A 13,788-nucleotide genomic window follows, 5' to 3' on the forward strand; every position below is an offset into this window, starting at 1 on the left:
CATGGCCACAACAATAAATACAACTATCGAAATCCAAAACTATAAGCAATTGAATAAACTACAATTTATATTAGATGAATGTAAACAATATCTAGGGTATGAGGTTAAAGAAGATGATAACACATTAACGATATGGTTAAAACAATCATTTAACGAATCAAAAAAATTAGAAGCTTTCTTCTTATCATATTACAAAACCACAGATAATGACTTTGATATTAAATGTAACTATTACTGGAATCAAGATGGTACAGCTAAAAGTGAAAATATTCAATATATTAATCTTAACGGAAATAAAATTATCATCGAAAACAGAGATATTAACTATTTAGATGATATAGAATCAAAATATTTTAATTATGAAATAAAGAATAATATTTTAACCTTAATCGATTATAAAATATCGATTTCAATTAATGAACATGGTAATATTATGCCTAGTCATAAATGGTTAGAACTTTCTAAAATAATTGGCGAAGAAAAAATTGACGAGGTTTATCATATTATCAAAAATTATAGAGAAAAAAACAGAGGAACTTCAGAACAAGGAAAAGTGATGTATTCGCCGTTAACAGAAATGGATTTACCTTTTTAAACAAAAACAAACACACCCATTGGATTCTGGGTGTGTTTTCATTTGTTGCTTTTTTATATTGGGTGTGGTATCATTTAATTATTAAGAATATTTAGGAGTGGTTAAATTGAATTTAAATGAGAAGAGAAAAATTACTGAACAAGCACTAGATAATATTGAATTTGAATTGATAAAAGTAGAGGGTGGCTATGCAGTATGGGATTTACAAGAAACAAATTTAGGTGATATTGATAAAGAAACCTTTAAAAATATGGGTGAAGTCTTACATCATGTTTATTATACTTATATAGAAAATCATTTCACTAAAGATTTTGTTGATCAAATTAGAGAAGTTATATTAGAGGATACCAATATAGACATTTATGAAGGGGTTGATCTATCTACCTATTTTTATAATGAAAATGAACCTACTCAACAAGAATTAGATAATCAAAAATTATTCGAAGAATCTAATCTTTTAAAAGATGTAAAACAGATTGAAAATCTTGTATCCAATAAAGTAAAATGTAAATTTAATGAGGTTATAGGAAATATAGGAACTGTTAACATAATTGAATTTGAAGGGAAGCCTATTGAGGAAAAAGAGAAACAATTAATTGCTTTTTTTTACAACGATCTTACTTATGTTAGTTGCGAACATAAACCAGAAGGATATTTAGGCAAATTAATTATACGTGAATATGAACAATATAAAATAGAAAATCGTTCTCTTCCAAATATATGGTTTGAAGTAAAAGTTTATAAAGATCATGAATCTTTAAACAAAGCTTCTACTAATGGATTTTTACCTGGAACAATTGATATTTCACAAGTAGTTGAAGCGTATATAAAAGATGAATTTTTCGATTTCCGACCTATTCCTAAAAATAATGAATTAAGTTTTTAACAAATGATAAGAGGGTGATAAAATGCCTATTAATAATAAATATTTAGAAAATATATATGAGTTTTGTTATAAACATCATATTAATATATATAACATTAGTGAATCTAAAAACTACTCACCACCTAAGTTTGATTATAATTTTTTTAGCCCAAGTAAAAATTTAAGACATAAAGTATATTTTGGATATTGTACAAGCGTGGGTTCTTCCAATGATATAAGCTTATATATTGAATCGGAATCATTTAATGAAAACGGTGAAAAACATGTTTATTTTGGTAGTAAAGAGTATAATCCTCTAGCGATAGAGGAATCTCTTAAATATATTCAAGAGTTAGGACTTCAACCATTAATATATCTCCATCAACAATTATCATTATTCTAAAATGGGAGAGAGAAAACATGTAATGAAACTCCTACTTCTATAAGTAGGGGTAGTTCACGGAAGCATTTTAAATTCAAATAGTAATGATATCCTGGAAGAAGAAAAACTAAAAACAATCTACAAAGAACTTCACAAGAGAGATAGATATGAACAACTATCCTTGTTTTAATCAACAAACACACCCATTGATTTTTGGGTGTGTTTTTATTTATTGCTTTTTATTTTTGGGTGTGGTATCATTAAATAAGATGAATAAAGGGAGTGAGTTCTGTGAAATATGGAATTTTAACAAAATCAGAGAATCAGAAATGGAATATATTTATGGAGGGAACAAAGATAAAATTAACTCCAAAAGTTTTTGAAAAATATAAAGGACATGAAAATTTATATTCTTTAAAAGGAGAATCTTACAAGGAAAGTACTTATGATATATTTACTACTTATGATGTAATATCTTATTATGATGAAGATGAAAATGAACAATTAATGATTGAAGACATCTCATTATGGGATGAAGTTAATTCAATTATGAATAATTATCACCAAAATCCAATAATTAAATTAAAAATAGATGGGAAAGAAATAATAAAGGAAAACTTAATCGCTAATTTTAATAAAAAAATTGAACAGTATTTAGAACAAAATTTAGATTATGAAGAATATATGTTATTTATTGATATTGCTTATAAAAAACAACCTACTTTAAAAAGATGGGGAGTTTACAATCCTAATTTAAAGTTTTTTGAATTCGAACAATATAGTATTCGACGTTATGACTATGATTCTTATTCAAAATCTTTAGCTACTTTATTAGACCAATCTGATTTTTTAGACATTTTAATTTCATACATTAATAATCAAGAATATTGTCCTTATAACAATGTTAAAATTGAGTTTTTAGATAGAGAATTAAGTACTACTTTAGAGATCAAATTATATTCTTATATAGATGGATTATACAGTGATGTAATAGAATCTCCAAAGAATTTTGGTATTTCAAAAGATAATCCAGATATTTATTCTATAGTTAATGCTATTAATGAAAAGGGAGAAGAGTTCACAAAAAATACTTACTTCTTAATCTTAAGTAATGATGAATATAAAAATCAAGTATTTAAATTATTAGCAGATATAGAAAATGATAATATGCTTCCACTTGATGATTTAATTTTAGAACATGGTTATGAAATCATTAAAAATTCAAATCAAAGATGTTTATCTTTATAATATAGGTAGAAAGAGGGGATATAATGGAAAATCACAATGAACAAGAAGTTTATCGATATTATTTAAAATTAAGACCACCTGGTATTGGTACACAACCTAAAGGAACAAATAAAATAGTTAGCTATGATAAAAAAGAAAATGTATGGGAACTTAATATTTCTGCGTGGGGGTATGTAGAATATGATAGACTACTAACAGAAAAGGAAATTAATGACTATGAACTATATTTTGATAAGCGATATGGAAAACCCTTAAAAATGCCAAATAATGAATGGGATCACCTAGACTATTTAGATAAATTATCTTATATCGTTGATTATGAAAAAAAAGAAATACTTAATTATATTAAAGACTATGAAGGTTATACATTTAAATTACCTAAATATGATGAAGATGGTTATTTGTATCAATGGTTAATTGTACATCCTTACACTAAAAAAGAGGATTATAAATGTCAATTAACTTATTTTGATAAAGAAATGAAACCAATAGGTGATTCAGCTGTGAATACTATTGATGAAGTTTCTAATAAACTTTATGAATATGGATATAAAAATACAATTTTCAAACTTATTGAAGCAAATAGACCACCACTTTTAGCAAGAGATTTTAAGCAAAAACAACTAAATTATAAACACATTAATCATCCTATCAAGAATAAAAATAACGAGGTGGAACTTACATGAGAGTAAATAAATCTACTCATAAGAAAAATGAATTTGAAAAAATCAAAGAACTTTTTAAAAAATATAAAATTAAATTTGATAAAGAAAAGTACGACAATAATACACTACATGAAAATCTTGAAATAAAGCATTTTGAAGGTATTGAGGAAGCAAAAGATTTTTTTAATAATGAACTAATTAAGAGCAATCCTAATTATATTAATCGATATTTATATTGGCTATATTTAGATCAAGAGTCAATAAGATTAAATTCAGAGTTCGGAGAAGTTATTGATTTTGGGAATTGGTTTAGCAATTCAGATGTAAAAATGTGGGATAATTACAAATGGCACTATCCTTCTATATATGAAGATTTAGAACGAGAAGTACTTCCTACATACAATTATGATATAAATGTTATGAGAACAGTTTTATATACCGGTGGTAATGCTTATGAAATGGCTAATGATAAAATAAAACATAATGAAGAATTTGTTTATGAGTGTATCGTTTATGCTTCTGATAATGATGAAAGAGAAGAAATATTAAATTTAATAGATGAAAATATTAAATCAACTATATTAAATAGAATCAAAAAAATAGAACAAATTATTTAATTCTTTTTATACAAATTTATACATTTATTTATACATTTTATTGCATTTTTATACATAAAATGATAAAATAAATATATAGTATCCTAGAAAAAGAGGTGTCAAATGAGAAAATACAAGTTTATATTAAAAATAACTAAAAATGGAATTAATCGTGAAATCACAAGAGAAATTGAAGTAAATAGAGAGCTAAATGTTAATAATAAAGAAGAGGTAAATGAATTTATTAAAAAATTCGAATTACTGAATGCAGTAGAAAATGGGTTTATAGACTCTTATGAAGTAAAGGATTGTTTTGAATTATCGTAAACCCTTAATAACTACATTTGCAATACATAAACATCTAATACACTACAAATGCAATACTGAAAAACTACAAATGCAATACAAATTAAACACACCTAAAAAATAAGGGTGTGTTTTCATTTGTTGCTTTTTTATATTGGGTGTGGTATCATTTAATTAGAATTATTATATTAAGGAGTGAAGTTATGGATTTTAGTATTAAAAATATTAGTAACGGGACTATTAGAGTTGACACAGAATCTTATGGTGGTGTTTTAGTATTAGAGAGAAATATTATTTTATATGAGTTTTATGGTCTAAAACTATTTAATGATATTGAAGATTATAGTAATTTAAAATTTAATAGCATTAAAGATTTTTTAATTCATGAATTGAAAATTTTATATGATATACCTAAACATAATAAAGCTTACACATTAAATGATATTAACCAGGCTATTGATAATTTGAAAACTATAGAAGGTATTTTTTTGGAACTTATGAAAAACTTATCTAAAACTAATTATAGAAATGGAATATCTTACATTTCGGTTTCTAATAAAAGTTATGATGAAATGAACTATAGTGAACAAGTAAGTTCTTTATTATCTATTACTTTTAATACTTATTTTGAAAATCAATTTTATGATGATGATTTTGTACCAGGAGAACATTTCTATAAATGGCTAGATAGTAACAATATATTCATAAAAAATGATGTTCTTAATGTTAACACAAATGATCGACATCTACAATTCGTTCTTAATGACCTTGCATTACGAAACAATATAAAAATACAAATTAATCAAAATAAATCTTTAGAATTATAAGGAGAGAATAAATATGAGTTTAAGTGAATCAACTAAAAGTATTTTAAATGAAATTCGTGATACTGAAGATGGGTTTCAAGCTGAAGTAAAAACAACACCTAGAGAAATTAATTTATTCCAAAAAGAAATGGATCCAAAATATATTCATGATATAGAGAAAATAAGTAAAAATGTTTATGATATTTGTCTAGGAACTGACTGGCCAATTTCTGTAAAATTAATAGAACTAAAAGAAAATTATCCAGAATTTTCAATTAAATTAAGTAATAATTATTCGTTGGATAAAACAGATAGTTTATTTCATTCTGGAGTTATTTGTCAAATAAAATATAATGCTTTATTTGTCAACGTAGAACCAGAAGGTGTAATTGAATTAAATGCAGTTGATATTGAGGAAAAAGAGTTTCTAGCATTTAAAGATACTAATAATACAGGAAAATTAAATACTATACTGCAAGAAATGGAAATCACCAATGATGAAGAGTTAAAAGAATTTTTAGAATTAAAACGAGTAAATGTTAAAAACTTTAACTATTTTAGTTTTAATTTATATGAAAAGGCACCTAATGGTGAATTTAAACAACTTGGAAAATTGTATGAATTTGAAAAAAGAAATTTTAATTTTGTTGAAAAAATCGATGAAATTATAAAAGACTTCCAAAAAATTACACAAAAATCAATACAGGCTAACTTAGATTTGTAGGAGAGGTTAAGTATGGAACAATTAAATATATATAATTTTATAGATGATGAAAAAATTACTATTTCGGATAAAGATTATCAATTACTTCTTTCTAATATTGACACAACAGAAGATGATGAAAGAGTTTTAACAAAACAAGAGTTACAAGAACGTTTCGACACTCTGATTTATGTTATTAATCACAGTAAATATAAGAATTATTTTATCCAAAACTAACAAGAATACTCCCACTTCTATAAGTGGTGGGATGAATTGTTCTTATTTAAAATTACTAAATATAATTTAGGTAAATATTAAAATATGGTATAATTATTGTATAGAAAAGAGGTGAATTAATAATGAAATTATCCTTTAAATTTAAGCCTAAATTCAGTTCTATACAGTTACAAATGATGGAAGAATTATCCTTTCATACTACAAAGTTATATAACATCGCAAATTACATCTGTAGGGAAGAACAATATAAACCATATATCCAACTAGAAAAAGATTTAAAAGTGAATAGGCATAGAGATTTCCTTCATTCACATACCTATCAACATTGTCTTAAGGTTCTAGAAAAGAATTGGAAATCTTATTTTAAGAGTTTAGCTGATTATAAGAACCATCCACATAAATATAAAGGTGAACCAGGTAGACCAAAATATAAAAACCTTAAGGATAATAAGAATGAGATTATCTTTACCAAATTAGCTATTCGATTTAAAAATAATCAATTGATGTTATCTTTATCTAAAACTATACAATCCAATTTTAAGGTGAACAGTCTTAATTTTGAGGTACCTGATAAACTTCAAAGCCTTGTTAATTGGAATAGTATTAATCAAGTTAAAGTTAAGTATGATCATCAAATTAAATCCTGGTATTTGATAATAATCTATGAAAAAGAAGAATTAATCAATCATTCTACAAATGTTATGGCCATAGATTTAGGACTTAATAATTTAGCTACATTAACCTTCAAAGAAACAAATAATTCTTATGTAGTCTCTGGTAAAAAGCTAAAGAGTATTAATTCGTATATAAATAAGAAAATTGCAAATTTACAAAGTATTGAAATGAAAAAACATGGAAGTATGCAGTTTAAAAATACTAAAAGAATTAACAATTTGAGAACATATCGTGAAAACTATGTATTAGATTATTTGCACAAGGTTAGTTATCGAGTAATCAAATTAGCAGAAGAACATCAAGTAGGCAAAATTATTATTGGTGATTTAACTGATATTAAGCAAGGTGTAAGTTATAATAAATTATTTGTACAAATTCCTATTCAAAAATTAGCTAACATGATCGAGTACAAAGCTAAATTAAATGGGCTAAAAATTGAATACCAGGAAGAAAGTTATACCAGTGGATGTAGTGCAGTTGATCTTGAACCGGTAACAAATTTTTTCTATAACAAGAAACGTAGAATACATAGAGGATTATTTGAATCGAGTATTGGCACTATTAATGCAGATGTTAATGGTTCACTCAACATACTAAGAAAAAATGAAGAATGTATTCCTAAAATAGTTTTGACTATGAGGGATAAGGGTTATGTGTTCAGCCCAGTAAGAATAAGGGTTGCTTGTTAAAGCAAGTGGGAACTTAAATACCAAACTTCTTATGAAGCTTCTACTTCTATAAGTAGGGGTAGTTCACTCTATCAGATAACCCATTTTTACACCCTTATGTTACAAAAAACGATTCTGGTAGTTTTCCTACTATTGAAACCACATTACATGTTTTTGGAAAAGACGTTGCAAAATTAGATTTTTGGTTATATTTAAATAAATATGAATTTACAATGGATTATAATACCAATGATGGTCGAGTCGGTTATAAAGGATTGGGAAAACCTTGTTCTTTAACAGAAGTTAGAAATGGTGCTTTAGATGATATGCTAGACTATGAAATTAATTCATATCGACTCGAATTAGATAAATATTTAGAAAACAAAAAAGCACATCCGGGAACTACTGCTATTGAAAATGATAAATCAAAAAATTGTGAATATAATCGTTTGCATAGGCAAGTTTCATTAGCATTAGATATGTGAATAAATCTGATGGGGTAGTTCACTTATTCAATAACAAAGAATATAGAAATGAGTTCACAATTGTCATAAAACCACATCCATTATTTTTGGGTGTGGTTTTATTTTGTTGCTTTTCTGTATTGGGTGTGGTATCATTAATAAAGAGTCAAATGAATTATATTAAATGCAAAAGGAGATGTGATTAATCTATGTCAGTAAATAACATTAAAGATGTTCAAAGTGCATATCAAAATAAAGTTAATGAAAAAATCAAAAAGATTAAAGAAACTTTAGCAAATGGAATTAAAAATGCTACTAATGATCCTAAAAAATATAAAGAATTACTTGATTTTACAAAAAAATTCACTAATTATTCTATGAATAATACTATGATCATTTTTTTAACTGGATTAATACGAGGTAAAGACTATCAATTTTGTAGGACTTTTAAACAATGGAATAAAGAAGGAATTAAAATTAATCCTGGTGAAGTTGCAATATATATTTTAGCTCCAAATACCTATAAAATTCATATAATAAGAGATTTGCAAGAACAAAAGGAACTTACTGTGTATGACAACTATTATAAAACTAATAAATTAAAATATGAAAATAAAAATAAATATAAATATATAAGATATGAAACAAGATTATCAAATAAGAATCCATACCGAACTTTACCTATATTTGATATATCGCAAACAAATGCTCCGATGGAATATTTACCAAAAGTTTTACAAGGTTTAAAAGAAAAAAATATTCCAAATGAAATTCAATTAAAGTTAGTAGAATCTTATATAACTAATGAAATTGAGCTACCTATAGAGTACATTGATTATGGAATTGCTGGGAAAAAAGGTGCTTTGCATTTAAATCCAGATGATACATTTAAAATTACACTAAATTCGAGAAATACACATACTCAAAGTGTTAAAACTCTACTTCACGAACTAGGACATCATGTGTTTGAACATTTAGTAGAAAAAGATAAATACACAAAAAATGAAAAAGAAGTAATGGCTGAATCTTTCGCCTACATAGTAAGTAATTACTTTGGACTAGATACTAGTGAATATTCATTTGATTATATAGCTGGATGGAAAGGCGAAGTGGTAGATGATATGAGATATGAAGATATACTTTCGACCGTATTAAGTAAAAGTGAAAAATCTATTAAAAGTATAGAAAATTACTATCAAAAATCTATAAATAAAGAATTTACTCCAGGAATAGCTGTATAAATATGAAATATATTGTTAAAAACTGGTTGATTTACCGGTTTTTTTGTTTTATAATGATGTTAAGCTAATAAAAATTAACTATGTAAAGATTAATAACCAAGACTATGAAACATTGATATTAGTATGTTTATAATTTAATATGCTAGTGTCTTAATTCATATGTTTTAAGGCACTTTTCTTATTGTTTTAGGGAGTAGAACATACATATAGAGGTGGTAAAGATGGAAGATATCAAAACTATTTTGAAAAATTTCAAAGAGACTGAATTTGATACAGTCATTGAAGAAGAAAATATATATAGTAAGGGCTATGCAAAAAACCCACAAATAATTAATAGAGACAGAAGATTACCAATTGAAGCAAAAGTATTATACAGTCTATTCAAATTATATAGTAACAACACGTCTGACAATAGAAATTATTTTCCAAAGGTTGAAAATATAATAAAAATGCTTAAAATCGGATATAAACGCTACTATGATAAGGGATTACATCCATTATTAAAATATAATTATATTACAATTAAGATGAACTATAACAATGGTACCAGAAGTAATAATACATATATAATTATGAGTAAACCTAATTTTGAGTTAGATAAAGATTTAATTGATTATCTTGAAGAAGATGAACTTAATCAAAATATACTAGTTCATGGGAAATATGGACTTACACCAAGAAAAGTTATGCTAGATGATAATTTAAGTATAGTTGCAAAAGCAATTTATTTGTATTTATCTTCTTTTGCCGGTAACGATGGTTTTTGTTTCCCTAATAAAGAATTAATGATGAATGAATTAGATTTAAAAAAAGCTCGTTTCGATGATCACTTAAAACTTTTAAAAATCAATAATTATATTGAAACAGCACAAATGCGTAATGGAAAATATAATGGTGGAAATGTATACTATATAGTAGAAAATCCTAATCCTAAAAATTATACAGAGAAAAAAAGATTTGTTTATATCAGAGATACTAAACAAAATAAAAATACATTAATCAAAATAAAAAAATCAAAACATGAGGATATAGAAACATCACCTGTTAATCAAGATAAAGAAATTAATCAAAAAACAAACTATCTTTTTTATATTCAAAAATTCTATAACCAATCTTTATCAAGTGATGAACAACGGATTAAACTAGAGGGTAGGTTTAATCCAATATTCAAACAATATGTTGATGAATTAAAATATCTAGATCATAAAAACATTAACTTTAATGAATTATCAGAAATTTTAAATGTAATTATAGATTTCTTTTTAAGAACTATAATAGATAAAAATGGTGACATTGTCACTTACCCAATAAAAGGCTATGATACTCAAATAGAATTTATCCAAGATACCATATACAAATGTTTTGATTTAAATATTTTGAAGGCTATCCAAGAAAACTTATCACGTTATAAAAAAAGCACAAAAAACACTGAAGGTTTCTTAATTACAACTATTTATACAGCTTGCAAATCTACTTATAATGCTAATAAATTTAGAGATAATTTTGATAATGAACAATTGAAGCAACTTAAAGAAGTATTGGACCACAAGAATCATAATTGATGTAAACACTTAAACCATCTTTTCTAATCAACAAGATGGTTATTTTGCCTATGAAAATGCATTCTATACTGAATTCTACAAACAAATTTTTATCCAAAACTAACAAGAATACTCCTACTTCTATAAGTAGGGGTAGTTCACGTGATTATCTATTTTTTTAATTAATCTTATTTAAAAAAACATCTAATAATTAGATGTTTTTTATATGTAAATTTTGAGAACCCAAAAATAGAAGATTAGTATTGAGAATCTAAAAATAGAATATTAGTTATTTATTCAAATATATGGTCATTTTTGAGAACCCAAAAATAGAATATTAGTTATTTGATGTTTGAGAACCTTATTTTGAAAGATTAGATTATGATATACTAGTATTTGATATATTAGAAAATAGAATAACATATAATAACAGATTTTATTAATAACAGTTATATTATATTAACAATATATTCAATCAATCTTTATATAGAATGATGGATTGAAAAAATTTTTATATAATTGCTTTTTATTTTTGGGTGTGGTATTATTTATATATAAAAGAGGTGATCTTATGAAACAAATACCAGATAGTGTTAGAAATGAGATTTTAGAAAAAATTAATATTTTAGATTATATTAATAATTATGTAAAACTTGAAAAAAGAGGGAAAAATTGGATGGGATTATCTCCATTTAATATTGAAAAGACACCCTCATTTGTAGTTAGTCCTGAACGCAATTCATTTAATGATTATTCAAGTGGGATTAAAGGAAATGTTATAACTTTTGTTATGGAATATGAGAAAGTTAATTATCCTCAAGCTATTAAAACTTTAGCTAATTATACGAATATAGATATTTCTAGTTATATCTCCAATGATAATATTAATCAATTTAATAAAGAATTAAAATTAAATCAGTTTATTAAAGAGTATTATCAATTTTCATTACAAACTATCGATGGGAAACGTTCTTTACAATACCTACAAAATCGTGGTTTAGCAATGGAAACAATTAATAAATTTGAAATTGGTCATGCGATTATCGAAAAAAATAATGAATTATACCAGGCATTAAAATCTAATGGATTTGATGATAAAGTTATAAAAAACACTAATAATTTAAATGACAAAAATAGTAATAAATTTCAAAATAGAGTAATAATACCAATTATTGAAAATGGTAAAGTTGTAGGCTTTGGTGGGAGAACATTAAGCGATGATAAAAGAAACGCTAAATATTTAAATAGTGAAAACAGTGTTATTTTTAATAAATATAATACAATATTTAATTTAGACAATGCAAAAGTATCTTGTCGAAAAGAAGATTCTTTGTTTTTATTAGAAGGATTTATGGATGTTATATCGCTAGATCAACAGGGAATATCTAATACTGTAGCCACAATGGGAACAGCATTAACAAATCAACACATCAAAAAAATGAAAAATTTATCTAATAATTGGTTTATTGTTTATGATGGAGATAAAGCTGGAATCTTTGGTATAAAAAAAGCTTTTGAAGAAATAAAGAAATCAAATTTAGATATTAATGCTAAAGCAGTAATATTGCCATATGGTCTTGATCCAGATGAATATATACAAAAATATGGTAAAAATACCTTTTTAGACATAACAAAAAATAATGCTATGAATTACATAGAATTTAATATGTATGTTTTAGAACAAGAACTAAAATTAAATAATTGTATTGAAAATAAGGTTAAATTTATTGAAGGAACTTTTGATTTAATAAAAAATTTAAAAAATGTAGAAATAGAACATTATTTACGAGACTTGGCAAAAAGAACTTTCACTACCTATGATAGTATTAAATCAGATTTTGTTATTTTTATTGAAAGAGAAAATAAACAAGAATTAACTGAACAAATTTCTAAAGATAATAAAGATAAATCTATAAACGAAAATAAAAAAGACATTACTAACTTATCTCAAAATAAAAGTAAAAAATTATCAACAAATGACCTTTTAAAAATAGCTAATAATCATATAGCAGAAATTGTTTATAACCCAATTAAATTTAAAACTTTATTAAATACAATGACTCAATTCAATACAGAATCGATATATAATATTTGTTTAATACATAAAAAACAAGAATTATGCAATATAATACCTACAAATTTAGATACATATCAAAATTATAAAGATAAAGGAATATTTGTTAAAAAAGGAAGCACAGCTTTTAACTTATTAAAGCAAGATATATTGTATTTGTTCAATGATAATACTAAAAAATACAAGTCAAAATTAACACAACAAGAAGTGAATGATATAGAAACAGGTAAATTAAGACCATCTAAACAAATGGCCATATTATCTACTCTAAATTATTTTGATATTAGTGATACAACAGATAACCAGGAGCAAAAAGAACATAAAAATAATTATCAAGATTTAATTAAATCTTTAGGTAAAAATATTATTTTAAAATATGATCCTAGTATTAAAACACAATTAAGCGATTCAAAAACTTATTATAATAAAAACGAAAAAATAATTTACTTTTGTCCTAAATATTCAAATGAAGAAAACTTTAAAATTTTATTAAGAATTACATCGAAGTTATATACTGATAATAAATTTGAATCTTCAGTATTAAATTATCTATTAGATACTAAATATAATATATTAACAAATAATTCAATTGAATATGTAAAAACACAAAATACTGACCAAAAAGTTCAAAGTCTTAATAAATGTTTCAATTTATTTAAGAATTTTTATCAAACTTTAGAACAAAATAAAGAAATTGTTCAGTCTATTGAGAGGTAGGTGTG

At 24.6% G+C, this 13,788-nt stretch carries 15 protein-coding genes; all 15 read left to right on the forward strand.

The genetic code is table 11. From position 1 onward, the window contains the following. Position 1 precedes the first annotated feature (1 nt). The 15 genes from KHQ81_15720 to dnaG all read left to right on the forward strand — a co-directional run bounded on the left by KHQ81_15720 (position 2) and on the right by dnaG (position 13,783). Positions 2-595: a hypothetical protein gene (locus tag KHQ81_15720; GenBank protein ID QVK19694.1), complete on the forward strand. Its 594-nt coding sequence runs from the start codon at positions 2-4 to the stop codon at positions 593-595. Positions 596-701: 106 nt separating this feature from the next. After that, positions 702-1,481: a hypothetical protein gene (locus KHQ81_15725; GenBank protein ID QVK19695.1), complete on the forward strand. Its 780-nt coding sequence runs from the start codon at positions 702-704 to the stop codon at positions 1,479-1,481. Positions 1,482-1,503: 22 nt separating this feature from the next. Further along, a complete protein-coding gene (locus tag KHQ81_15730) occupies positions 1,504-1,863 on the forward strand; it encodes a hypothetical protein (GenBank protein ID QVK19696.1) in 360 nt (119 codons plus the stop codon). A gap of 270 nt (positions 1,864-2,133) precedes the next feature. Then, positions 2,134-3,090, forward strand: a complete 957-nt coding sequence (locus tag KHQ81_15735) for a hypothetical protein (GenBank protein ID QVK19697.1) — start codon at positions 2,134-2,136, stop codon at positions 3,088-3,090. 23 nt (positions 3,091-3,113) lie between these two features. After that, positions 3,114-3,776 carry a hypothetical protein gene (locus KHQ81_15740; protein QVK19698.1) on the forward strand — a complete coding sequence of 221 codons (663 nt, stop codon included), beginning with the start codon at positions 3,114-3,116 and terminating at the stop codon, positions 3,774-3,776. Further along, entirely contained in the window at positions 3,773-4,372 is a 600-nt protein-coding gene (locus KHQ81_15745) for a hypothetical protein (GenBank protein ID QVK19699.1), read from the forward strand. The genes KHQ81_15740 and KHQ81_15745 overlap by 4 nt, the downstream gene beginning before the upstream one ends. A gap of 102 nt (positions 4,373-4,474) precedes the next feature. Further along, positions 4,475-4,678 carry a hypothetical protein gene (locus tag KHQ81_15750; protein ID QVK19700.1) on the forward strand — a complete coding sequence of 68 codons (204 nt, stop codon included), beginning with the start codon at positions 4,475-4,477 and terminating at the stop codon, positions 4,676-4,678. Between the two features lie 182 nt (positions 4,679-4,860). After that, entirely contained in the window at positions 4,861-5,484 is a 624-nt protein-coding gene (locus KHQ81_15755) for a hypothetical protein (protein ID QVK19701.1), read from the forward strand. Between the two features lie 13 nt (positions 5,485-5,497). After that, on the forward strand, positions 5,498-6,187 hold the full coding sequence (locus KHQ81_15760; protein QVK19702.1) for a hypothetical protein: 690 nt from the start codon (positions 5,498-5,500) through the stop codon (positions 6,185-6,187). 12 nt (positions 6,188-6,199) lie between these two features. Next, entirely contained in the window at positions 6,200-6,403 is a 204-nt protein-coding gene (locus tag KHQ81_15765; protein QVK19703.1) for a hypothetical protein, read from the forward strand. Positions 6,404-6,525: 122 nt separating this feature from the next. Next, positions 6,526-7,767, forward strand: coding sequence for a transposase (locus KHQ81_15770; GenBank protein ID QVK19704.1), 1,242 nt, complete (start codon positions 6,526-6,528; stop codon positions 7,765-7,767). 212 nt (positions 7,768-7,979) lie between these two features. Beyond that, positions 7,980-8,231, forward strand: coding sequence for a hypothetical protein (locus tag KHQ81_15775; protein ID QVK19705.1), 252 nt, complete (start codon positions 7,980-7,982; stop codon positions 8,229-8,231). A gap of 188 nt (positions 8,232-8,419) precedes the next feature. After that, complete coding sequence (locus KHQ81_15780) at positions 8,420-9,451, forward strand: ImmA/IrrE family metallo-endopeptidase (protein ID QVK19706.1); 1,032 nt, start codon at positions 8,420-8,422, stop codon at positions 9,449-9,451. A gap of 221 nt (positions 9,452-9,672) precedes the next feature. Then, positions 9,673-11,013 (forward strand): hypothetical protein, encoded by a 1,341-nt coding sequence (locus KHQ81_15785; protein ID QVK19707.1) that lies wholly within the window; start codon positions 9,673-9,675, stop codon positions 11,011-11,013. Between the two features lie 550 nt (positions 11,014-11,563). Next, positions 11,564-13,783 carry a DNA primase gene (gene dnaG / locus KHQ81_15790; GenBank protein QVK19708.1) on the forward strand — a complete coding sequence of 740 codons (2,220 nt, stop codon included), beginning with the start codon at positions 11,564-11,566 and terminating at the stop codon, positions 13,781-13,783. The last annotated feature ends 5 nt before the right edge of the window (positions 13,784-13,788 follow it).

It is taken from the genome of Mycoplasmatota bacterium, assembly GCA_018394295.1.
Taxonomy (GTDB): domain Bacteria; phylum Bacillota_I; class Bacilli_A; order Haloplasmatales; family Haloplasmataceae; genus JAENYC01.

Bases quoted from the DNA above. Each gene is read 5' to 3' on its own strand.
- KHQ81_15760 (QVK19702.1), top strand. From the start codon at position 5,498: ATGAGTTTAAGTGAATCAACTAAAAGTATTTTAAATGAAATTCGTGAT.
- KHQ81_15780 (QVK19706.1), top strand. From the start codon at position 8,420: ATGTCAGTAAATAACATTAAAGATGTTCAAAGTGCATATCAAAATAAA.
- KHQ81_15755 (QVK19701.1), top strand. From the start codon at position 4,861: ATGGATTTTAGTATTAAAAATATTAGTAACGGGACTATTAGAGTTGAC.
- KHQ81_15775 (QVK19705.1), top strand. From the start codon at position 7,980: ATGGATTATAATACCAATGATGGTCGAGTCGGTTATAAAGGATTGGGA.
- KHQ81_15730 (QVK19696.1), top strand. From the start codon at position 1,504: ATGCCTATTAATAATAAATATTTAGAAAATATATATGAGTTTTGTTAT.
- KHQ81_15720 (QVK19694.1), top strand. From the start codon at position 2: ATGGCCACAACAATAAATACAACTATCGAAATCCAAAACTATAAGCAA.
- KHQ81_15740 (QVK19698.1), top strand. From the start codon at position 3,114: ATGGAAAATCACAATGAACAAGAAGTTTATCGATATTATTTAAAATTA.
- KHQ81_15765 (QVK19703.1), top strand. From the start codon at position 6,200: ATGGAACAATTAAATATATATAATTTTATAGATGATGAAAAAATTACT.
- dnaG (QVK19708.1), top strand. From the start codon at position 11,564: ATGAAACAAATACCAGATAGTGTTAGAAATGAGATTTTAGAAAAAATT.
- KHQ81_15750 (QVK19700.1), top strand. From the start codon at position 4,475: ATGAGAAAATACAAGTTTATATTAAAAATAACTAAAAATGGAATTAAT.
- KHQ81_15770 (QVK19704.1), top strand. From the start codon at position 6,526: ATGAAATTATCCTTTAAATTTAAGCCTAAATTCAGTTCTATACAGTTA.
- KHQ81_15745 (QVK19699.1), top strand. From the start codon at position 3,773: ATGAGAGTAAATAAATCTACTCATAAGAAAAATGAATTTGAAAAAATC.
- KHQ81_15785 (QVK19707.1), top strand. From the start codon at position 9,673: ATGGAAGATATCAAAACTATTTTGAAAAATTTCAAAGAGACTGAATTT.